Consider the following 21,772-nt stretch of genomic DNA (forward strand, 5'->3'; position numbering starts at 1 on the left):
GCCAGCAAGGGACCAGAACAACAGCAGCATGGGAGCCAGCGGAACCTGCACATCCACAAGGTGATTCCAACCGCCCTCGATGACTCCGATCTCATGGTCGCCCTCCAGCCAATGAAAGCGATGCGGCTCTAAGCCTGTGGCCTTATTCACGTAATCCACAGTGAGTTTGTTGCAACGACCACAGTTCAGCAGCATCAACGAACTCCAGTTCTTCTTCAGATAAGCGCTCTGCGCCTCCCCGAGGAACTTCACGGTCTCCCCCGAAATGTTCATGCTGCTCACACATGGCGCCATAGCGGTCATCCCGCTGATCCCAAAGTGACTTGATGTCGGCGCGGCACAACATGCCGCAATCCATAAACAGCGCCCAGCCGTGATAGCCCATCAAGCGGGGAACGAGAATCCGGGTGAAGGAGAAGGCTGTGCTCTGCTTCGGGTCGCGCTCGCGTCGGTAGAGGCCCTTGAGCTTCCAGTTGAGGCGTCACAAGCGGCGTGATCGCGAGGGGAACCGAACTGTGCTGATAGAGGCTGTCAATCAGCACAGTTGTTGCAGCCCTCTCCCTCGAGTCATAGCCGATGAAAATCGGGATTGGAGCCGTCAACATCCGCCTGCATCACGTGATGGATTGAGATTAAGGCTGCTACTGCAAGAGCCCTAGGCTCCTGAGCATCAAAGCTTTAAGCCATGGCTGCCCGCAGCATCGCCCTCGGCACCATTCGTTTTGCCAACGATGCACCGTTCGTGCTGATTGGAGGCATCAATGTGCTCGAGTCGCGGGAATTTGCCCTTGAGGTTGCTGGCCATTACAAAACGGTTTGCACCAAGCTCGGAATTCCCCTGGTGTTTAAGGCTTCCTTCGACAAGGCCAACCGCTCCTCCATTCACTCCTACCGAGGGCCTGGCCTCAGGGAAGGGCTCGAGATTCTTCAAGTGGTGAAAGACACCCACGGGATCCCCGTGATTACCGATGTGCACAGCCCGGAAGAAGCAACCCCAGCGGCAGAAGTCTGCGACATCATCCAGTTGCCCGCCTTCCTCGCGAGACAAACCGATCTCATTGAAGCAATGGCCAAAACTGGCGCAGTCATCAACATCAAAAAGCCGCAGTTTCTCAGCCCATCGCAAATGTCAAACGTGGTGGAAAAGTTCCGCGAATGCAGCAACGAGAATCTGCTTATCTGCGAGCGGGGAAGCAACTTCGGCTACGACAATCTTGTGGTTGACATGCTCGCCTTCGGAGTAATGAAGCGCTGCTGCAATGACCTACCCCTGATTTTTGATGTGACCCACGCGCTCCAGTGTCGCGACCCAAGTGGAGCTGCCTCCGGTGGCCGCCGCAGCCAGGTGGTCGATCTAGCACGTTCTGGCATGGCAGTAGGCCTGGCAGGACTTTTCCTAGAATCGCACCCAGACCCCGACAAGGCGCGCTGCGATGGTCCAAGTGCGTTGCCACTGGCGCTGCTTGAACCTTTTCTCCAGCAGGTCAAAGCGATCGATGAGGTTGTGAAAGCACTCCCAACTCTCTCGGTGAGCTAATTAAACAAGCTGAAGATCAGCTCTCAGTTGATTGCTGCCTACTGCTGACTGGAAGTGACCCATTGAGCATTCAAGGCAGCCACCCCAGGTGCCAAGGCCAGGGTGATGATGCCGCTCCATCTCTGACCGCGAATCAACAACAACTTGCGTTTCGGGGTATCCACACAGATCAAATCTGGGAGGTGGAGCGAATCTGCTGCTGCAGAAATCGTGTCAGATCCTGCAAATGATGCTCAAGCGTGAATGCAGCCAACACCCGCTCCCGGCCAGCCAGCCCGAACTGAGCGGCGAGATTGGGATCGGCCATCAGCCTTGTCATCGCTTCAGCCATCCCTTCCACATCGCTTTCCTCCACCAGCAGCCCAGTGCTGCCATCCAGCACCACATCAGGAATCCCCGCATGGAGTGTCGCCACCACCGGTAGACCACAGAGCTGAGCCTCCATCACCGAAACAGGATTGCCTTCACTATCGCCATCGGGAGCAATCTGGGAGTGCTGCACGAACACCCTCGCCTGACGCATCAATGCAGCCACCTCCGATTGTGTTTTAACGCCCAGGAAGCGAACCCGATCCTGCACCTGCAACGCCTGCACCAAACGACGAGCTTCCGCAAGCAACGGTCCCTCACCCACCATCCACAACTCACCTTGGGGTTGGCCCGCAAAAGCACGAATTGTTTGGAGAGGGCCTTTCTTGGCAACAAATCGCCCCACAGCAAGGAACACCGGCGCTGCGAGGGCCGGATCGCCAACTGAGAACAAGGCTGGATTGGCACCCGAGGGGCTGATCAAAATCATCGACGGTGACGCTCCCAGCTGCTCCAACGTGGTGGCCATCGGCCTCGATTTGCACACCACACCAGAGGCAATGCTGACGAGACGCCGATAGCGAGAACGCAAGACACCAAGGCGCCGATTTGCAGAAAGATCCGAACCCCGGAAATGAACCACAAAAGGCACATCGACACGGGCAGCCGCCTGCATCACCCGCACCGCATGGAAGCCAAACTCGGCCAACACCACATCGGGTCGATGCCTGCGGATCAAGACCCAGGCCACGAACGCTGCAGGAAGCTCGGCCAAACGAAGCCAACCCAACCGAGTGCAGATTTTGCTGAGCAGTACTCCCAAGCCATAAGCAAACCTGCCTGGCTGATCCAAGGGGAATTCATCGCCGAAGTAAGCGCTGACCTCAAACGGCAAGCCGGCCAGATTCGCACGAACAAACGTTTCCGAGGCAACCCGGCGGGTTGGCGCAAACACCAATAAGCGCTGGCGAGAATCAGTCATGACGTCGTCACACGGAAGGGAGGAGTTGCTCCAAGCGTTCGAGGCATCGCTTCCGAAGCAATTCCGATGCGAAGCGCTGACGCACGGCCTGAGCTTCTCGCCCCAAGCGTTGGCGCAGATCAGAGTCGATCAGCATGGCGTCAAGTTGATCAACCCAGAAAGCATCAGGTCTCTCTGCCGGTATCAAGATCCCGTCATAGTCAGACGTGATCAATTCCGAAGGCCCCTGGGGACAATCCGCTGCAACACAGCAACAGCCTGCTGCCATGGCCTCCAGCAACACATTCGGAAACCCCTCATAACGAGAGGCCAACACAAACAGAGTCGCTCTGTCATACCAATCCGCCATGTTGCCGACTCGACCAGGCAAATGAATCCGATCCACCAAGTCAGGGCGATCGTGCACCCGCGCCAAGAGCTCGATTTGTTGGTCCCGGCCTCGGTAGGGCCGCTGATCCAAACCAACGAGCACGAGCTGCAAATCCTGATGACGGTCGGCAAGCGCCAAAAACCAATCGATGAGGCGATCGAAACCCTTTTGATGGGCCTTCGTTCCAACACCAAGAAGCACAGGAGCGTCACCGCTCACACCAGCATCTGCAAGCCAACGGCAAGGATCCAGCTGCGGATCAAACACATCGAGGGGCCACTGCACCGGATTTGGCAACAACAACTGATCACGCACACCGAGGTGAGCAGCTTGCCAATCGGCCACGACCTGTGTCTGCACCAGGTGCAGTGCAGCCCAGGGATATACCCATCGACGTAACAGGCGCCAGACCAAACCAATCCGTTTCAATGGCGGGAAATTTCTCTCCGACACCACCGTGGGGATCCCCAGCCCCCGAGAAGCCAAAAGCAATTTGATAGCAGGGATCGAGGTGACGCCAATGGCCAGACTGATCTGCTCACGCTTGAGCCAGCGTCGCAAGCGCCAAACCCGCACAGGGAATCCGACAACACCAAGCCATCTAACCCACCTTCTGTCGGAGGTTTCCACCAAACGTTCAACACCATCAGGCAAGGGATAGAAATCCCAAGTAAGTGGTTTTCTCGTCAGCAGAACTGGCGACCAACCCGCATCCCGCAACCATGACGACCAAGTAAGGGTGATGCGCTCAGCACCACCGAGTTTGAAACTATCGATGTAGAGCACCACACGCCGCATCGACACCTCGCTGCTGCTCATGAACCGGTCACCTGGACTCGCGAGTGCGACCCAAAGCGCGCGAGCAGCCCTTGCTGTTGAAGAATCTCGAGCATCGCCTCCGTTCGAGTTTGATATGTCTGAGTCCGTGCTCTGGCAAGGCGTTGATCCAGATTGGGACCTTGGCCAGCCAAGACTGCTCGAATCGCCTGTTCAAAGATCTCGACTTGAGGCTCGCAAAGGCAAGCCACGTCGGCATGAGCAATCAAAGAGGGAATCGCTGTGGCAACCACAGGCAACCCTGCAGACAAATACTCGAAGAATTTCATCGGGAACATGTTGCGGGTGTAGCCGTTGAGCTGCAAAGGCAGAAGGGCCACATCCACGTGGGCTAACCAGGCCGGTAATGCTTCATAGGGCTGTGGACCAACCAACTGAACATTTGGGTAACTCTCCAGAGCAGCTACATCCGTAGACGGATCACATTCGCCAACCGGACCAATCAGCACAAAATCCCAGCCAGGATTACGACTAATCAGATAATTCAAGAGCCTAAGATCTAACTTGTAGGCATCAATCGCCCCCATAAATACGAGTCGAGGACGAGGGCTTGATCTTAAAGATTGTGGGCAAGTTAAAGGCTGAAGCGCATGATTGAAATGACGATAATCGGCCACATTGCCAAACATTCGAGCAGCTTGATTCCAGCGAAGATGAGTGGCCTGCAATTCAGGCGAGGTGGTGAACAGCACATCAACCTGACGCGACAACTGCCGCTCATTGACTTCGATCAGCTGACAAGGCATACCTGGCTGCTCTTGAATGCGATCGACACAGTGGTAAACAGAAGCTGCAAAACGGCTGAGATCGAGATAGAGAGTTGTGAGGGGGTTATAAGTCCATAAAATCTGGAATCGGAATTTCAACGATCGAGTCGCCACAAACAATCCAATTCGCAGCAGAAAACGATTCAAAGCCAATTTCAAACCTGAATGTCCACCAGGGATGACTGGGGGCGACCAGACCCAGAGGTTTTTGTGACGCCTATAGGGCAACCGAATCATTCGGCGAAGACGCCGAATGATTCGGGCTCGGTCCGCAATTCCAACCCGAGGTGCACGAATCCCAAGCGATTCCACATACAACACACGGTGGCCAGCCTCAGCCAGCGCAAGAGCCGTGTGCTGCTTATTGGTCCACAGCGGATGATCCCAGTCTGCGGTGGAAAGAACAATAAAATCGGCCATGAGAACTATTCACCTTCGATTAACGCCATTTCTCGGAAACTGGCCGACTCTCTCTGCAGTTCTTCAAACGTGCCATTGGCAGTAATTTTGCCGTTTGCCATTTCATAAATTTGATCACACTTCTTGACCGTCGACAAACGATGCGCAATCACAATTGTGGTACAGCGGCGTCCAACAATATCAAGAGCCTGCATTACATCATGCTCAGTTTTGTTATCTAGAGCACTTGTCGCCTCATCCAACACAAGTACTTTTGCCTTGCGGAAGAAAGCTCGAGCCAGAGAAAGTCTTTGCCGCTGACCGCCAGAAAGTTTCACGCCATTCTCACCAACCATGGTAAATAATCCATAAGGCATCTGACTCACATAGTCGTCAAACTGAGCAGCCTCCAAAGCGACCCAAACATCATCATCATTGATGTATTCAAGATCTTGACCAAAGGCAATATTTTCGCGAATACTTGCATCAAGAAGGCGAATATCCTGGGGTACAAGTGCACAATTGGCCTGCCATGCTGGCACCTCCTCTTCATTGAGTGGAACACCGTCTAGCGAGAGTTCACCTCGCGTGGGAAGAAATAACCCCAGCAACAGATGAGCCAATGTGCTCTTACCGCTGCCTGTTCGGCCAACCAAAGCAATCCTTGAACCTACGGGAATCGTCAGGTTGACATCTCGAAGCACCTCTTTCTCAGTGCCGCCATAAGTAAAACCCACGCCCTCCAGTTCAATAAATCTGCGTGGCATGACTCCCTCGGGAGTGGGCACCCCGGGGGACGACAACACAAGTCGATCAGGGGTCATCCTCAACAACTGCAAAGCATCCTTAATTTCAGGCAGGCCGCCTCTGAGCTTGTTAATGCTGCGAAACATCGATTGCAGGGGAGACGAGATGCGCAACAACGTGACCAAGACTGCTGCCAACATCGGCACAGCTTCACGAATTTTCTCTGTATCACCAGCCAGCAATGCCGGAGCAAGACCAACCAAAAACAGGATAGTGATACCTGCAGGCTCAATAATGAACCGTGGCACATCAGGCAAAAGCTTGGACAGACGGTCATAACGCTTCGCGACAACTCCATCTCGAGAGAATCTTCGAACAAAGAATTCATCAGCAGAATAAATTTGCACATCTCTCATTGACCTCAGAGACTCCATCAAATATAAATTGATCCGCCGCGAGTAACGCAACTTCTGCTTCGTTGACAGACGCAAATATGGGGTAATGATTGCTGAAGCAATGGCATAGGCAACCAACATCAAAACGAAAATCAACAAGGCATCCCAGCCAAGTACAAATACCACTCCCACAAGTAGTACTAAAACTGAAAGCGTGTTACCAACAATTGTAATTAGAGGTGTAACAACTGTCGTCGAAACACGGTTAAGGATTCTATTAAATCTCTCCGAAAGATGAGCAGTTCGATTGTGAGTAAAGAACTCATAACGCTGCAGCATCAAGTTTGCATAGACTTTATTAACTAAATCTGTCCAGATCTCTGCACTGAGCATGCTTTGCATCAGCGAAACACCAAAACGGATCGCTGAAGTAAACCAGAATGACGCGATTAGGAGTCCTAGTAACCATCCGGTTTGATCAAGAATGCCACCCCCAAAAAAGCGGATGCCCGGGATACGATCATGCAACGTCGCTCCCGACATCACCCCTACCAACCTGGCCAGCAGACCAACCAGCAGCATGTCAAGCAAGCCCTGAAAAAAGGAGGCCAGCAAAACAAGAATCAGAAGGTTGATGCGCTTAGAAGGAAGTTGACGCAGCAGCTCTCTTAGTTCCTTCCAGGTCTGGCTTTGCAAGAGCATGGACACGCCGCACAATTCTTCTCGGAGGCAGACGAAACGCAAGCATCCTTAAAGCGCAAGTTACCGGTTGCCAACCTCCACAATCAGCAACAGGTCGGCCAGCCAGGCAACCGATTGACCCTCCCCAAGTCCCCTAGTCGATGCAGCAGCTCATCAGAAAGACAGAAGCCACAATTAGCGGCGAGAGATCAGCCGTCTCAAAAGCCTCAACACTCGGCCAACCTTTCTATTGAATCGCAACACAAAGGTTGGAGACCTCCTGAGGGGCACTTCACCTGACGGCATGGTCTCAATAGCAGCCAGAGCCGATCTCCACCGCGACATCAAAGCCGTTTCCGTATGTTCACTTAACAGCTGATTGAGCCGCTCCTGGGTTGGACGCCAAGCCGCTGGCTCTCGCACAGATTCGCAAATCCGTCGCACATCCCAGGCGAGACTGCCGCAACCAATCTGATGGCCAACCACACTCGGCTCAAGGGTATCGGCGAGCGCATGGTTGAAACTGCTGAACACAACGCAGCCGCAAGCCATCGCCTCTAGAGGGGGCAAGCCAAAGCCCTCACTCAGGTCATTACTCCGCCAATACTCAGCCGAATCGTAGATATAAACCTTGGAAGCGTTGAACAGAGCGACCAGATCCTCCACCCAGCCACTCTGAACCACAACCTTCAGCCCTAGCTTTCTCAAGGCAGGAACCAATTGCCCCAACACATAACGGCTACTCTTTCGCTCCTGCACCAAGACATCGATGGAGCGATCTTCAGCTTCAGCCACAGCTGCTCCAAGCCGAGCACCTCTCTCCAACCAATGGGGTTCTAAAGCATTAGGCACCAAAAAAAGAGGATTGCGAGGTGCCCGGTCACCCCAGTAGCCAAGGGTATTCCTGCTCACAGCGAAGACAGGAACCCCTGATGGGAGATCAAATCCATAGCCGCTGCTATGGGCGTGATAAACGACATGCCGGCCCCTTAGACGCCGCAATAACTTCTGCACTTCAAACCCCCAGCTCACCACCCAAAGTGTTTCCCCTGGAGCTGATTCTTGCTGCAAAAGATCATCCAAAAACAGATAATCGTCCTGACGGTTCCGATAGGTCACCAAATCAGTAGGCATAAGCCTGTTCACCAACCTTGCGGTATGGAGCGCCACTGAAAGACCACCGCAGCGATAGCGATCCGTAGTCCCTGGAACCAGAAAAAAGACGCGACGCACAGGGGCGAGGGGACTAACCGATGCAGAACTATGCCGCAGTTTGATCAAATCTGACGATTACAAGCCCCTCAGGCCACCACATCCTCGGTAGCTGCCACCTCGTTGGCGGCACGTGAGCCATCCACAAACAGGACATTTCCAATTGCAGTCACCAGGTTGCGATCACTCGAGAGATCAACCACGCCTTTGAGGAAAGAGCTCACGAAGCCAGTGTTCTCGGCCATCGTGTGGGCTGCCTTAATGGCCTTCTTTCAGTGCGCTCGCCAGGACTACCGCCATTTGGAACACAAACCTTTTACAGGTGAAAGGACATTAAAAATAGCTGGTGCTTCATGAAGTCATCGATTGCAGAGAGTGAAGAGAACACCCTCCCCGCTGAACTGATTTGCATCAACAAGGCGGCACTTAAGCCACAAGCTCCACGGCTGTATTAGTAGAGCAAGATCAAGGGTCTCACCCTCAAACCAACTGCCAATCTGTGGATCATCCCTTCAGCAAGTGAAGATGGATTGAGTGGCTGGCATATACAGACTCAAGGCATGGCGATTCAAGCTGGCCCTGAGCAAACTCCAAGTGATGCATCTTGTAGCGACTGCATCCAGTCTCCTGAAGCGTACCAATCTTGCAGGATCAATCAGTGCCATGCCATTACGGTTGCGGCACTTTGATGTTGTCCCTGATGAGGAATCGCTCTGCCATGTCATGTCTATTGCTAATCGATCATCTCAAGACGATGAATGCAATCCTTGAGACTGTGCTGTCATGAATTTGCAGCCATTGGCTGCACGGGTAGGGCGCTATGGACTAGTCGGACTAGCAGCTGCAGCCATACACGCAACGGTGCTGGTGCTCATGGCAAAGCTCATACCGTTCTGGCTGAGCAACCTCAGTGGCTTCTTAGCCGCCTCATTGGTCAGCTATCTAGGCCATGCCTTGTACACCTTCCGTTCAGAAACAACTGGACAGCGCTTCGCACGTCGCTGGTTGCTTCTGCAGTTCAGTGTCAATGTCAGCGTGAGCGCACTGTTGCCATTGGCGCTCAGCCCTTGGGCTTCACTACCCATCACCACAGTGATGCTGGTTTTTACACCGACATTGCTCAATGCTTTGATCTGGTCAAGGGCAGCCCGATTCAGCATGCGCCGACAGCAACGATCTAACAAGACGAAGCCTCAACTGCATGCCGATGACCTAGGTCTCACCAACGCGACCAACACCGCCATCCTTGCTCTTGCTGCGGCCAGGCAGTTGGACAGCGCCAGCCTGCTGGTCAACGGCAATGCCGTTGAGTCAGCTATTGAACAAAGTAGAAGCTACCCCAGCCTTCAACTTTGCTTGCACCTCTGCCTAAGCGAAGGTCGAGCAGTAGCACCCCATCAACAAGTGTCTGAACTCATTGATGATGCAGGGCGGCTCAAATGCTCTTTTGGGATGTTAATGCTGGCATCATGCCTACCTAAAAATGCGCCAAGACGACGACGACTTGAAAGGCAACTTCGCTGTGAACTGAATTCTCAAATCCAGCGATTTCGAGAACTCACTGGATTCACCATCATCGCCATTGATGGCCATCAACATGTGCATCTGGTGCCAATCGTGCTCGATGTGATCCTCGAACTAGCCCCTGAGCAAGGCATCAGCTGGTTACGCACCACTGCTGAGCCCTTGCCCACTGGGCTGTCATCACGCTACTGGCTAACAGCTCTAACGAATGGTGGCTGGTTGAAGTGGCTTGTGCTGCAGAACCTCACTCGCATGGCTTTACCACGACTGCGCAAAGCGTTAGTCGCGACCAACGCCCGATTTGCCGGCGTGCTTTTCACAGGGCTAATGGTGGATGCTCCGCTCAAAGCCGCTTGGCAAGAACTCACATCTGTTTCATTCTCACCACCGCAAACACAACCTTTGCTGCTATCGCATCCAGCTGCACCGCTAAAGCCAGAAGAGATTCATCAAGGCCTAACAGATTTCCCTTTCTCTCGTACATTTTTCTCATCCTCATGGCGTCAACTGGAGTGGCAAGCAGTCAAAAAACTACAAGCCAGTGCCTCCACTCAAAGTGAACCGTGAATGGCCCTAATGAAATAGTGTGGCCTGGCTTTGGTATCCACATAGATCCGACCGATGTACTCGCCAAGTACACCGATACCAATCAATTGAATGCCCCCCAAAAACAGAACCGCCACAATCAGTGAGGCATAGCCAGGAAGATCAACTCCATTAAAAATCGTGATCAAAACGATAACTGCGGCGTAAAGCAAACTAATTAAGGAAACTACAAGGCCCAAAAAACTCCAAATCTTTAGAGGAATCACTGAGAAGGAAAAGATGCCATCAAGGGCATAGCTCCATAACTTAAGGGGGCTCCAGGAGCTACGACCTCCCATTCGTTTCACCCTGCTGTAACTCAGCTCGACACTGCGATATCCGGTCCAAGGAAGTAAACCTTTGGAGAAACGGCTGAATTCACGCATTTGAGTGAGGGCTTCCACAACTGGTGCACTGAGCAAACGAAAATCTCCTGCTCCATCAATCAGTTGAATGGAATCCACTACCCGGTTGAAAACCCTGTAGAACCAGGAGGAAGTTGTTACTTTCAACCTTGATTCCTGATCACGATCGTCACGGACTGCAGTAACAACCTCAGCACCACCACGCCAAGCCTGAACCATCTGCGTAATCAACTCTGGCGGATGCTGAAGATCTGAATCAATCAGCACCACAGCATCGCACTTGCCCTGGGCATAATCCAAGCCGGCCAGCATTGCCGATTCTTTACCAAAGTTCCTTGTGAGCTCCAACAAAGAGACTGGAGTAGAAGCCTTAGAACCAACAAATCGCTGCTGCCATGAGCGGATCTGAGCCACCGTGCCGTCACGTGAGCCATCATCCACCAGCAACAAATGACTAACTTCCCGCAAGGCAAGCACTCGTTCGATGAACTGGAAGATCAGAGCCTCTTCATTGAAACAAGCAGCTACTACCCAGATCTGACCAGGCAAACGCTCTGAGATTGATGACCTCTCCATCACTCACTATGGACGTAGAACAGCACGACTGAATTCGAGAAGAATTTGGCAAGCTCAAGCTAAGTCGCTTAAGTCTGGTCGTCAGGGCCACCACCAAGGCATAGGCTCGCCTGAGCACGCGTCACCGTCGCGAACGTTTCCCATGGCTCAGTTCGAGAAACTCTCCACACCAAGCCAGGGCACGGCCATCAGCTTCGTGAACGGTCAGCCAGTCATACCCAACGAGCCAATCATTCCCTTCATCCGCGGGGATGGCACCGGTGTGGACATCTGGCCGGCGACCCAACGAGTGCTGGATGCAGCTGTAACAAAGGCCTATCAAGGCATGCGTCGTATCGAATGGTTCAAGGTCTATGCAGGCGACGAGGCCTGCGATCTCTACGGCACCTACCAGTACCTACCAGAGGACACCCTTGAAGCGATCCGCACCTATGGGGTCGCCATCAAAGGTCCCCTCACGACTCCAATCGGTGGCGGCATCCGTTCCCTCAATGTGGCCCTACGTCAAATCTTCGATTTGTATTCCTGCGTCCGCCCATGTCGCTACTACAAGGGCACACCCAGCCCCCACAAACGGCCTCAGGATCTTGATGTCATCGTCTACCGAGAGAACACGGAAGATATCTATATGGGGGTGGAATGGGAAGCCGATGATCCAGTCGGCAAAACATTGCGCGAACATCTCAACACTGTCGTCATTCCCGCCAACGGCAAGCTCGGCAAACGCCAGATTCCTGAAGGCTCAGGCATCGGCATCAAGCCGGTAAGCAAGCACGGCAGCCAGCGCCATATCCGCAAAGCGATTCAACATGCTCTTCGGCTGAAGGGCGACAAGCGCCACGTCACCTTGGTGCACAAAGGCAACATCATGAAGTTCACGGAAGGAGCCTTCCGTGACTGGGGCTATGAACTCGCCACAAGCGAGTTCCGCGACGTGTGCATCACCGAAAGGGAGAGCTGGATTCTCGGCAATCTTGAAAACGATCCACAACTAAGCATCCAAGCCAATGCCCGCATGATCGAGCCTGGCTACGACAGCCTCACGCCTGAGAGAAAGGCCAGCATCGATGCCGAAGTGCACGGCGTGCTGGATGCCATCGGCACCAGCCATGGCAACGGCCAATGGAAAGCGATGGTGCTTGTCGATGACCGCATCGCCGACAGCATCTTCCAACAGATCCAAACGCGGCCGCAGGAATACTCAATCCTGGCAACACTCAACCTCAATGGCGACTACATCTCCGACGCAGCCGCGGCGATGGTGGGCGGATTAGGCATGGCCCCGGGAGCCAACATCGGCGAGAACGCTGCCATCTTCGAAGCGACCCATGGAACAGCACCCAAGCATGCCGGCCTTGATCGCATCAACCCGGGATCGGTGATCCTCAGCGGCGTGATGATGCTGGAGTTTCTGGGCTGGCAAGAAGCCGCAGACTTGATCACAAAAGGTCTCAGTGCTGCGATTGCCAATCAACAGGTCACCTATGACCTGGCTCGCCTCATGGACCCACCCGTAGAACCTGTGAGCTGCAGTGGCTTCTCTGAGGCCGTCATCAGCCACTTCTAAGGCTAACGCCCTAACAATTTCCAGCTGTAATCAATGATTATTAGCCATAGTGAGCGGTTCATTTTTATCGCCAACCGCAAAACTAAATCAACTGCGATAGAAATTGCCTTCTCTAGCGCATGCGATCAAAAAACATCATTGCGCCATTAGGAAAAGACGAAAAAATAGAAGAAAGCTAGGCCACACCAAGCCAAGATATTTTATACCTTAGTGCAAAAATTTGTCTATCTATCACTGCTCATGCAGCGAAAGCTAGCCTGCCTTTAGCTATCTGAAAAAATGAAAGAAATTGGCCAGGACACTCATCTTATGCCAAGAAAACCTGAAAGTACTTATAGCCAAGTATTTGGAAATCCTATTTCCGCTTATGCTTCCTCTGCAATCCATAGCATCTCGTAATTTATCAATAGTTCTGGTCAATAAGAAAAAATCTCAGCGATGAAGCCTGGATTCATTTCTAAATGGTTCAAAAATCGAAGGCATCGCAAGACGCAGCCAAGAAATGCATGCATTAAACGGCAAGCTCGCCGTCAATCAACTATGTCATCATGAACATCTTCAAGCAGAAGTCAAGTAAATCTTTGAGGAATTCAATCTTCCCGGCAACTCAAAAATACCGGAAGCAAAGAAACAATTCTGCAGCGAGAAACGATATGATTGAGGTGTTCTCAATGGCGAGCAAGCGGCAAGCATTCGATTCATTTTTAAATGCGAAATCAAGTCATCTGGCTAAAATTAATCACAGATGAAAACCAGCAGGCCAGGCCTTCTTTTCGGCTCATCTTTTTCATTCAAAGTTGACAATAAAATGCAACGTCCCCTTTGAGTAACAAACTAATCAACGACTAATGCCAGCGAAACGCTGGTACCGAAAAGCAATTCTTCAGGCAACAGCCAACGGTATTGAGAACGATCGCCAATAGTGATGGCACATACTGCCGGCATGCGACAGAGCGGCATGGAAGTCGCCAGACTCAAAGCATGACTTCTGTTGACGTCACGCCAAACCAAACTGACAAGGTCCTAAGCAGCCTCCCAGCAGCAGCCGCCGACCCCTGCGTGCACTGTGGTTTCTGCCTGCCAAACTGCGCAAGTTACCGAGTGTTGGGCACTGAAATGGATTCACCGCGAGGGCGAATCCATACCCTCAAGGCGATCGACAACGGTGAGCTGGAGCTTGATGCCACCGTCGCTAGCCACTTCGACTCCTGCCTAGGTTGCTTTGCGTGTGTGAGTGCCTGCCCCTCCGGCGTTCGCTACGACCAGCTCATCGAGGCGACGCGCCCTTTACTGAATAAAGCAGAACTTCGCAGCCCCTGCCAGAACCACTTTCGCCAGGTCCTGCTGAAGTTGCTCCCCTATCCCGGCCGACTGCGCGCCCTTCTGCAACCTTTGCGTGCCTACGCGGGGACACCAATACAAGCGCTCAGCCGCCGCCTCGGTATCAACAAAATTCTTGGGCCCCAACTGGAAGCGATGGAGGCCTTGTTGCCTGCTCTTGCAGCAGAAAATTTTCAGGATGATCTGGAGGTTCTCCACCCCGCAACAGGTCAACGCCGCAGCAGGGTGGGGCTTGTTCTTGGCTGTGTGCAACGTTGCTTCGATCCCAACGTGAACCAAGCCACTATTGCCGTGCTGCAAGCCAATGGCTTTGAAGTCGTTGTGCCGAAAGATCAAGGCTGCTGCGGCGCCGTCTCCCACCACCAGGGGCAACTCAAACAAACCCGAGAGCTAGCCGAGAAGCTTGTCAAAAGCTTTGTCAATGTTGTCGGCCCAGGGCGACCTGCTGGAGCCGAGCCCTTAGAGGCTGTGCTGGTGGCCGCCTCGGGCTGTGGCCACACCATGAAGGCCTACGGCGAACTCCTCAACGCAACAGCAAGCTTCAACATTCCAGTCTTCGATGTGCATGAATTCCTGGCGGAACACGGTCTCGACAGCAACTTTCAGCAAAACCTTCAACCTCTTCCCCATCACAATGGGCAGCCTGCCAGCCCCCAAACTCCTCTGAAAGTTGCATACCACGATGCCTGCCACATGATTCATGGCCAAGGAATCCAAGCCCAACCAAGACAACTATTGAAGGCCATTCCACATCTAGTTTTGAGCGAAGCCACAGAAGCCGGAGTTTGCTGTGGGAGCGCCGGAATTTATAACTTGGTCAACCCGCAAGAAGCTGCCGAGCTGGGGAGAATCAAGGTTGCTGACCTCAGCAACACTGGAGCTGAGGTGATTGCCAGCTCCAACATTGGCTGCACCTTGCAACTCCGCCGCCATCTGGATGGTGATGTGGCAGTCGCCCATCCAATGGAACTACTGGCCTGTGCCGCCGGACTCCATCAATCGCCAAGCGGTCAACAGCGTGGTTTCATTGCCAAGATTTCCGGGGAAGGTAAGGATCGGCAGATCCACCAAGCCATCTCCAGCTAAAGGCCGCACCAACGACAAGCCTGGCAAGATTTGCCCCTCAAGCTGCACCATCTTCAATCCCAGCCCTTCTGCCAAGAGAGTATGGGTTGTAATTCCACCCTTACTGATCAAATAGCCCAACCTCGGCGCAAGAGCAGCCGCCAGACGAGCCATCAATTGAGCCAAAGCAACACCAAAGCTCAGCCTTGCAGCTGATGTCGAACAATCCAATTCACCGCGACTCGTGAACAACACCGGTGTACGACCGATGGCAAGCGCCTCGCCAAGCTGATTGAAGCAATGCTGCTCCAATTCTGCCAAGCGCCCATCAGACAAGCCTCTCTGCAAGATCTGCGCCAAGCGGGGGACTGGCAATTCCACCCCCATGCACTCTGGCGCCTCGAGTAAACATTCCAACTGAGCATCAGCCAGAGGAACGTGGGAACCAACCATCACCAACCCAGGCCATCGTTGACCTGAGTGATCGCTACGTCGCATGCCAGCCAAGCCATCAGCAGCAAGAGGTTGGGGTGCAAGATCTGCCAACGCATTGAGCAAGCTTGCTGCAGAGCGAAACAGAAAACGCTTATGACCAGCCAAGTCCCTCACCGCTTCTGCTAAGGCCAGCAATTGCTCAGAACGCTCCGCATCCACCACCACAGACTGATTGTGATGAAGCCGAGCCAACCAACGACGCAACTCTGTGCGGCCTGTCTGCAATGGCTTCGCAGCATCTTGGTTTTCAACAGCAGCGTCCAACTGCGCAAGGCAGAGGCGCTGAACAGTTTGAGCTCGGATCTGCCCACCACTTTTCTCCTCTAGCCAAGCAGGAAGATCACTGGTGCTGTAACCAAACAAGCGATCTTTAGCAAAAGCACTGGAATGCACTGGCTTGCCATCAAGCAAATGCACGCCATTCACCGTAGTGCGCCCTCCTTCGAGGAAGGCAGGAACATGCAGCGTCGCATCGAAGGGGCCAAGCTCCTCAGCGATCACCTCAGGCTCCAAAACGCCATGACCGCGCAGCGTGGAGTCACCGCGACTGACCACAACAACTTCAGCTGCTGACATGCCTTCCGCCGCGAATGCTTGCCGCAAAGCAGAACAAATCTCACGATTGCGGGATACCGCCTGATCAGGGGCTAACGCACGTGTGTTGGCAAGCACGAACAAGAGTGGCGAAGGGTGGCGCAACCCATGCCGCAGCACATCAACATCCCAGCGCAGCAGCAGCAGACACCCATGCACAGTCTGGGAGCCGGTGGGGTCGTCATCAAGCACCACAATCTTCATGGCACCATCGTGACGTGAACACGTTCTTCGCCGATACCGCCAACATGCCAGCACCTGCTACGGCAAAGGAGCTGGCCGATCTTGTTGCGGGGCTGCATGTAGCAGCAACCCCCTGGCTGCCCTGTGGTCTTGGCAGCCGTCTGCAATGGGGGCCGCCTGTGGAGATGCCTTCACAACCAATCAGCGTGAGTGGTCTCAATCGCATCCTTGATCACGCTGTCGACGACCTCACGATCACTGTTGAAGCCGGCCTGCCGCTGGCAGAGCTACAAATGGTTTTGAAAGAACACCATCAATGGCTAGCCGTCAACTGGCCCAGGGGAAGCCAAGCCAACACAGATCCCAACAGTGCTGGAAGTTTGGGTGGGTTGGTGGCTCGTGGCCTCGCCGGCGGTTTGCGACAGCGGCATCTGGGTATCCGCGACCAACTGATCGGAATCGGACTCCTGCGGAGCGATGGCATTGCTGCGCATGCTGGAGGCCGGGTAGTCAAAAACGTAGCCGGCTATGACCTCATGCGCCTGCTGTGCGGCAGTTGGGGCAGCTTGGCTCTGATCACGGAACTCACTCTGCGCTGCCAACCAATCCGCCAAGCACACATCGGCCTTCGCCTTGATGGTTCTCTGGAAGCGCTGGAAGCATGGCGAGCTGCACTATTGCGCACCAGCTTCACCCCGGAATACTGCGATTGGATCAAAACAGATTTAGAAGACTGGCATCTCAACATCGGCGTGGCCAGCGTGAGCGATCAAGCCGTCAACGACCAAATAGGCCACCTCAAAGCCCTCGCCAATCAACATCAACTGGGCACAAAACAGCTTGACTGGCTCGGCCCCCATCAAGAGCCACACCCATCTGAAGGATCTTTCGATAGCCGCCACTGGCTGGTACGAGTAGCGCTGCAACCAAGCAACATTCACCGGCTGATCGCCAGCAAAGAACTGCAAGCCCTCAACGGCTGGCATTGGCAGCTTGCCGCTGGCGCTGGCATCGGCGACGGCTGGCAAATATCACCAGCCAACGCAAAAGGGATCAGCCAAAGCGAGGATCTCAACGCGCTGCGCCACGAGATTGCTCGCCTCGGTGGCCAGCTCACGCTCCTGCAGCAACCCAGCCAAGCTGGCGATCGCCTGCCTGCTTGGCTGGATGCACCCTCAAGGCCACTGATTGAAGCTGTGAAGCAACAATTCGATCCAAAACAACAACTAGCGAGAGGCAGATTGCCAGGGGTTTGTGGTCAATCAACGGCCAAGTAGGCATGACGGAATACCTCAATAGAGCATCGAAAAGTGCAGGATCTTCTCAGACTTAATCCATGACATAGCCACTAGCATATAGATAACTATCAGGCATGAAATCTCAAGACCAGGCCTCTTCCCAAGTCTTTAATCTTACCCAAGTATATCAATCAATTAACTTTAACCCTAAAAGATTATATCCAAGCCATGGTCACTACAGAGATCAACATATACCATATTAAACTTTTAGAAAATGATTAGACCATCAAGCCCAAGGCTCCAAGCCCCTTGCACAAGGATGCATTCAAGGCAAGTCCAATCAAGGTAGATTAATTTAAATCTTATAACATGGCCGAATACGAGCCAAAAGGCAGAAGCTTGGCCAGCCAATATCAATTCAGACTATGCGTACTCAATCTAAAAATAACGATATTTTCACTTGGGATTAAAGTTGCATCAATAGGGAAAATTGATCAACAATTAACCAAGGCACATCTCAGCCTCTGCTTGCCACCAGCTTCGATCTCCAACTTGCGATCACCACTAACCAATGCCTCCCGCGGACCAGTCCAAGGCTCAAGGCATACCATCTGCCGCGGCGGATCAGTCCACACCACAGTGAGGTCCATGGGATTCTCATGCTGAAGCTGCAGAGATGTGCCAGAGGCTTCATCCACAAGGGTGACTGGCCCCGCAGGGCGAGTCAAGAAGTCCACCCCCTCAGTTAAAGCTGCCAATTGGATGGCGGTTTCAGCTTCTACCATCTGCAAATGATTGAGACATGAATGAGGCAAACCTTCCAACCGGACCTTATTCAAATCAGTCACCTTGAAGTAAGAGTGTAAACCAAAACTGAACGGCATCGCAATTTGACTAAGGTTATGTACATTTACCTCGATCTCTAAAGCATTGCGAATCGGGCGCACCACCATCTCAAGCAAAAAAGAAAATGGATAAGCAGCACGTGTCTCTTCACTATCACCAAGGCTAAGCTTCACTCCACTGTGATCTTCCAATAACTGTAATTCCCAAGGCTGATCCCTAGCAAAACCATGCTGTTTAAGAATGAACTCACCACTTGGCAAGGGTAATAAATCACCTGGCAGGTTTCCGCAGATAGGAAACAACACTGGGATGCCTCCGCGAATACTTTTCTCTGGATCTGCAAAACGCTCCTGATCCAAATAGAGCAGCTCATGGCCGTTACAACACCAATCAGTGACTAAGCCACCTCGCTCAGGTACAATCCGCAAACGATCACCACTTTCTGGTTGCAGATACTGCCAATGAGGATAGGGACTCTGCTTGCGTAGGAGAGGAGAACTATGGCCGTCAATCATTCCTAATTTAAGCAATACTCAAACCATTTAGCCACTCCAGCAATTCAGAATTCACCAAGTCAGGCACCTCATCATGAGGGCAATGTCCAGCATTTAAAAGCACCTCTTTCACTTCCAAAGAAGCTTCTCTGGCATATGTGCGAAACTTATCTTGCTTGGCTTTTGCATTCCTCAACCAAGGATCACCATCACCCCAGAGCAATAACAGAGGAGCTTGCAAGTCATTGAACAATTCATCAATAGCCTTACCTCTAAGCCCACGTGCCTGAAAAACATTGCGAAACACTTGGAATGCGCCTGGATCCAGAGAAGGCCTACGAATCGACTCAATTAGATCATCATCAACATTGGCAGGGTCTATATAAACCTGCTGGAGAGTCCTGCGAATGACACCAGGCCTGCGCAGATTCTCAAAGATCATTCTCTGGATCAAGGGATATATCAACCACTTCACCACAAGATCCCTTGAAAGACCTTGCCCAATCATCTGGCGAAGCCTCGAACTCATGTCTTTTGGTTTTGGAGAAAACTTCTCATCGCTGAAATAACCAGCAGCATTCAGTAAAACCACTCCGGCCGATTGCGATTCAAGCGCAGCAGCTGCAGCCAAGGCTGCATAACCTCCCAGCGAATTCCCAACAATCACAGTGGGCCTTCCAATCCGCTCATTGACATATGCAACCAACTGGTCTTTCCAAAGGTCCCCGCCATAATCGAGCCCACCAGGTTTGGCACTACGACCAAAGCCAAGCAGGTCTATGGCATGCACCTCATGGGTGAGAGAAAGCTTTGGAATGTTGTGGCGCCAGTGATCGGTAGAAGCCCCGAAGCCATGCACCAACAACAATGCCGGCCGTTGGCGTCCCCCATGCTCAACATCCTGATCTGGGATGCGTTGTAAGCAATGAACATCGTGCCCCAGATGGCTCCAGGAAGCATTAAGAACGGCAGATGGAGCTGACGTCACAACGGCGACGGTGGAGAAAGTTGATGGTAGGCAATTCTTTTACTTATCAGGGCTATGCAATCAAAAAAGCTGCACTAAACCAGGCCAACAGGATTGGCAGCAACGTCATCAGGGATGGAGTTGCCGCCTCCAGGCGTTTTGTCTTTAAGCACCAAACGCAAAAGCAACGGTGCAAGGAAGGTGGTGCTAATCACCATCAATAGAACGGCAGCTTCTAAAGAGGGAGAAAGCAGTCCGGCGCTTGTACCCAGCCCAAGAAAAATCAAACCAACTTCACCGCGAGGCATCATGCCAAGACCAACAACCAAACGATTGGTGGGTTTGTCAATCCAGAAAGCCCAACCAGCAGCAATCTTGCCCACAATCGCTACAACAACCAGGAAGCCAGCCACAACGAGTGCAGAGCGGCTCGCAGGATCCAGAGGATTGATCACTGAAAGATCCATGCCAGCGCCAACCAAAACAAAGAAAATCGTGGCGAAGAGGGTCACGATCGGCAAAACCGACTGCTGAATCGCGTGATTGTTCTTCGAGCTGCTGAGGATCAATCCAGCGGCAAAGGCCCCCAAAGCGGCTTCCAAACCAATCGCCGTAGCGATAAAGCAACACAGCACAAGAATCACAAACGAGGCCACAACAACCGCTCCAGGCGCTTTAAGTCGGTCGATCACCCAATCAAAGGCTGGAGCCGCAGTACGGCTAAGCAAGATTGCTAAGACCACAAACACTGTCGCTGCTACGACAAGTTTCACAATCGGGGCAATCTCGAGGCTCCCGCCTGTGGCCAAGGCCACAACAACAGCCAGGATCACAATGCCAAGGATGTCATCAAGCACAGCCGCACCAATCACGATCTGGCCCTCTCGCGTTTTGAGATAACCGAGTTCGCCAAACACACTGGCAGTGATGCCGATGCTGGTAGCAGTCATCGAAGCACCAGCAAAAATCGCCGGGATCAATTCCACCTGGAAGAGAGCCATCAAACCAAAGGTGCCTAAGGCAAAAGGCAGCACCACGCCAGCCATGGCCACTGTGAAGGCCTGGACTCCTACAGCGACCAACTCTTCCAACTCACTTTCCAACCCGGTGAGGAAAAGCAGGGCATACAAGCCGAGCGTGGCAACCGCTTGCAGAGAGGGGAAGGTTTCGTAATAGAGATCTGGTACGGCCTCAGGAGGAATCGAGGCCAAAGCGCTGATCAGGCTGACCAAACCCTCATTCAAATGAGAATGAGTACTCGGCGGCACCAATAGATGCAAACCTGAGGCCCCGATCAGAACCCCTGCCAGCAGTTCGCCGACGATCGTAGGTAGATGCAAACGCACCAAAAGCTCAGCCAGAGTGCGTGCTGCTACAAAAATCAGCAGGAAATTCAGCACACCGATCAAAGTTTCAGCCACCTCCACGTCGTGGCTGCTCAGCACGGACAACACTGAATGCAAAACCATGGAGCCGGATTTCAGTCTTTGTGAGCGAGATTAAAGGAAAGGCAAATCCTGCTTTGGTGTTCTCAAAACGAAGCGTGAGGAGAACCTGCAGGTGTTGATGTGCGGTTGCTAGGGCAAACAAGCCTCACATCGCAGCTAACTTCCAGAGATTCCCCAGCTGGGTTCGATGGCCTAAACCCTTCGCCTCAAGAGAATGAGCATCCTCAACACACGTGACGAGGATGAAC

The 21,772-nt window shown here is 52.9% G+C and carries 18 protein-coding genes and 2 pseudogenes; 6 read left to right on the forward strand and 14 right to left on the reverse strand.

Translation table 11 applies throughout. The features are described from left to right. Nucleotides 1-605: pseudogene (locus SIB66_RS01545) on the reverse strand (hypothetical protein); the annotation flags it as partial. Between the two features lie 80 nt (nt 606-685). Here SIB66_RS01545 and kdsA point away from each other — a divergent pair. Next, nucleotides 686-1,537: a 3-deoxy-8-phosphooctulonate synthase gene (gene kdsA, locus SIB66_RS01550; RefSeq protein ID WP_063407354.1), complete on the forward strand. Its 852-nt coding sequence runs from the start codon at nt 686-688 to the stop codon at nt 1,535-1,537. Nucleotides 1,538-1,575: 38 nt separating this feature from the next. Here the strand turns inward: kdsA and SIB66_RS01555 are convergent, their stop codons facing one another. From SIB66_RS01555 to SIB66_RS01585, 7 genes and pseudogenes are all read right to left on the reverse strand, one after another. Further along, the gene (locus SIB66_RS01555) at nt 1,576-1,701 is read right to left on the reverse strand and encodes a hypothetical protein (protein WP_268873690.1); all 126 of its coding nucleotides are present in this window, start codon (nt 1,699-1,701) and stop codon (nt 1,576-1,578) included. Between the two features lie 5 nt (nt 1,702-1,706). Then, nucleotides 1,707-2,828: a glycosyltransferase gene (locus tag SIB66_RS01560; protein WP_063407355.1), complete on the reverse strand. Its 1,122-nt coding sequence runs from the start codon at nt 2,826-2,828 to the stop codon at nt 1,707-1,709. A gap of 7 nt (nt 2,829-2,835) precedes the next feature. Then, the gene (locus SIB66_RS01565; protein ID WP_063407356.1) at nt 2,836-4,017 is read right to left on the reverse strand and encodes a glycosyltransferase; all 1,182 of its coding nucleotides are present in this window, start codon (nt 4,015-4,017) and stop codon (nt 2,836-2,838) included. Next, nucleotides 4,014-5,222: a glycosyltransferase family 1 protein gene (locus SIB66_RS01570; protein ID WP_063407357.1), complete on the reverse strand. Its 1,209-nt coding sequence runs from the start codon at nt 5,220-5,222 to the stop codon at nt 4,014-4,016. The genes SIB66_RS01565 and SIB66_RS01570 overlap by 4 nt, the downstream gene beginning before the upstream one ends. A 5-nt stretch (nt 5,223-5,227) precedes the next feature. Next, nucleotides 5,228-7,045, reverse strand: a complete 1,818-nt coding sequence (locus SIB66_RS01575; protein ID WP_063407358.1) for an ABC transporter ATP-binding protein — start codon at nt 7,043-7,045, stop codon at nt 5,228-5,230. Nucleotides 7,046-7,219: 174 nt separating this feature from the next. After that, a complete protein-coding gene (locus SIB66_RS01580) occupies nt 7,220-8,257 on the reverse strand; it encodes a glycosyltransferase (RefSeq protein WP_063407683.1) in 1,038 nt (345 codons plus the stop codon). A 149-nt stretch (nt 8,258-8,406) separates the two neighbouring features. Further along, nucleotides 8,407-8,536: pseudogene (locus SIB66_RS01585) on the reverse strand (biliverdin-producing heme oxygenase); the annotation flags it as partial. Nucleotides 8,537-8,770: 234 nt separating this feature from the next. On the opposite strand from SIB66_RS01585, the gene SIB66_RS01590 reads away from it, so the two are divergent. Together SIB66_RS01590 and SIB66_RS01595 are read left to right on the forward strand one after the other, a co-directional pair. Beyond that, nucleotides 8,771-9,007, forward strand: coding sequence for a hypothetical protein (locus SIB66_RS01590; protein WP_063407359.1), 237 nt, complete (start codon nt 8,771-8,773; stop codon nt 9,005-9,007). A gap of 12 nt (nt 9,008-9,019) precedes the next feature. Then, nucleotides 9,020-10,327: a ChbG/HpnK family deacetylase gene (locus tag SIB66_RS01595; protein WP_063407360.1), complete on the forward strand. Its 1,308-nt coding sequence runs from the start codon at nt 9,020-9,022 to the stop codon at nt 10,325-10,327. Here the strand turns inward: SIB66_RS01595 and SIB66_RS01600 are convergent. Next, nucleotides 10,312-11,286, reverse strand: coding sequence for a glycosyltransferase family 2 protein (locus tag SIB66_RS01600; RefSeq protein WP_063407361.1), 975 nt, complete (start codon nt 11,284-11,286; stop codon nt 10,312-10,314). The genes SIB66_RS01595 and SIB66_RS01600 overlap by 16 nt on opposite strands. Nucleotides 11,287-11,428: 142 nt before the next feature. Between SIB66_RS01600 and SIB66_RS01605 the strand changes: the two genes are divergently transcribed. After that, complete coding sequence (locus SIB66_RS01605; protein ID WP_063407362.1) at nt 11,429-12,853, forward strand: NADP-dependent isocitrate dehydrogenase; 1,425 nt, start codon at nt 11,429-11,431, stop codon at nt 12,851-12,853. A gap of 834 nt (nt 12,854-13,687) precedes the next feature. Here SIB66_RS01605 and SIB66_RS01610 read toward each other — a convergent pair. Further along, nucleotides 13,688-13,813 carry a hypothetical protein gene (locus SIB66_RS01610; RefSeq protein ID WP_268873691.1) on the reverse strand — a complete coding sequence of 42 codons (126 nt, stop codon included), beginning with the start codon at nt 13,811-13,813 and terminating at the stop codon, nt 13,688-13,690. Between the two features lie 21 nt (nt 13,814-13,834). On the opposite strand from SIB66_RS01610, the gene SIB66_RS01615 reads away from it, so the two are divergent. After that, on the forward strand, nt 13,835-15,280 hold the full coding sequence (locus tag SIB66_RS01615; protein WP_074164580.1) for a (Fe-S)-binding protein: 1,446 nt from the start codon (nt 13,835-13,837) through the stop codon (nt 15,278-15,280). Here the strand turns inward: SIB66_RS01615 and SIB66_RS01620 are convergent. Then, entirely contained in the window at nt 15,164-16,552 is a 1,389-nt protein-coding gene (locus SIB66_RS01620; RefSeq protein ID WP_063407364.1) for a four-carbon acid sugar kinase family protein, read from the reverse strand. The genes SIB66_RS01615 and SIB66_RS01620 overlap by 117 nt on opposite strands. Nucleotides 16,553-16,566: 14 nt before the next feature. On the opposite strand from SIB66_RS01620, the gene SIB66_RS01625 reads away from it, so the two are divergent. Continuing rightward, nucleotides 16,567-17,808 (forward strand): FAD-binding oxidoreductase, encoded by a 1,242-nt coding sequence (locus tag SIB66_RS01625; RefSeq protein ID WP_236070379.1) that lies wholly within the window; start codon nt 16,567-16,569, stop codon nt 17,806-17,808. 455 nt (nt 17,809-18,263) lie between these two features. On the opposite strand, the gene SIB66_RS01630 is transcribed toward SIB66_RS01625, so the two are convergent. From SIB66_RS01630 to SIB66_RS01640, 3 genes are all read right to left on the reverse strand, one after another. Continuing rightward, complete coding sequence (locus SIB66_RS01630) at nt 18,264-19,130, reverse strand: galactose mutarotase (RefSeq protein ID WP_063407365.1); 867 nt, start codon at nt 19,128-19,130, stop codon at nt 18,264-18,266. A 7-nt stretch (nt 19,131-19,137) separates the two neighbouring features. Continuing rightward, nucleotides 19,138-20,097: an alpha/beta fold hydrolase gene (locus tag SIB66_RS01635; protein WP_011131308.1), complete on the reverse strand. Its 960-nt coding sequence runs from the start codon at nt 20,095-20,097 to the stop codon at nt 19,138-19,140. 74 nt (nt 20,098-20,171) lie between these two features. Then, a complete protein-coding gene (locus SIB66_RS01640) occupies nt 20,172-21,545 on the reverse strand; it encodes a cation:proton antiporter (RefSeq protein WP_063407366.1) in 1,374 nt (457 codons plus the stop codon). Between the last annotated feature and the right edge of the window lie 227 nt (nt 21,546-21,772).

The sequence above is a fragment of the Prochlorococcus sp. MIT 1318 genome (assembly GCF_047304505.1).
Lineage (GTDB): Bacteria > Cyanobacteriota > Cyanobacteriia > PCC-6307 > Cyanobiaceae > Prochlorococcus > Prochlorococcus marinus_D.

Bases quoted from the DNA above. Each gene is read 5' to 3' on its own strand.
- kdsA (WP_063407354.1), top strand. From the start codon at position 686: ATGGCTGCCCGCAGCATCGCCCTCGGCACCATTCGTTTTGCCAACGAT.
- SIB66_RS01560 (WP_063407355.1), bottom strand. From the start codon at position 2,828: ATGACTGATTCTCGCCAGCGCTTATTGGTGTTTGCGCCAACCCGCCGG.
- SIB66_RS01565 (WP_063407356.1), bottom strand. From the start codon at position 4,017: ATGAGCAGCAGCGAGGTGTCGATGCGGCGTGTGGTGCTCTACATCGAT.
- SIB66_RS01570 (WP_063407357.1), bottom strand. From the start codon at position 5,222: ATGGCCGATTTTATTGTTCTTTCCACCGCAGACTGGGATCATCCGCTG.
- SIB66_RS01575 (WP_063407358.1), bottom strand. From the start codon at position 7,045: ATGCTCTTGCAAAGCCAGACCTGGAAGGAACTAAGAGAGCTGCTGCGT.
- SIB66_RS01595 (WP_063407360.1), top strand. From the start codon at position 9,020: ATGAATTTGCAGCCATTGGCTGCACGGGTAGGGCGCTATGGACTAGTC.
- SIB66_RS01600 (WP_063407361.1), bottom strand. From the start codon at position 11,286: ATGGAGAGGTCATCAATCTCAGAGCGTTTGCCTGGTCAGATCTGGGTA.
- SIB66_RS01605 (WP_063407362.1), top strand. From the start codon at position 11,429: ATGGCTCAGTTCGAGAAACTCTCCACACCAAGCCAGGGCACGGCCATC.
- SIB66_RS01610 (WP_268873691.1), bottom strand. From the start codon at position 13,813: ATGCCGCTCTGTCGCATGCCGGCAGTATGTGCCATCACTATTGGCGAT.
- SIB66_RS01615 (WP_074164580.1), top strand. From the start codon at position 13,835: ATGACTTCTGTTGACGTCACGCCAAACCAAACTGACAAGGTCCTAAGC.
- SIB66_RS01620 (WP_063407364.1), bottom strand. From the start codon at position 16,552: ATGAAGATTGTGGTGCTTGATGACGACCCCACCGGCTCCCAGACTGTG.
- SIB66_RS01630 (WP_063407365.1), bottom strand. From the start codon at position 19,130: ATGATTGACGGCCATAGTTCTCCTCTCCTACGCAAGCAGAGTCCCTAT.
- SIB66_RS01640 (WP_063407366.1), bottom strand. From the start codon at position 21,545: ATGGTTTTGCATTCAGTGTTGTCCGTGCTGAGCAGCCACGACGTGGAG.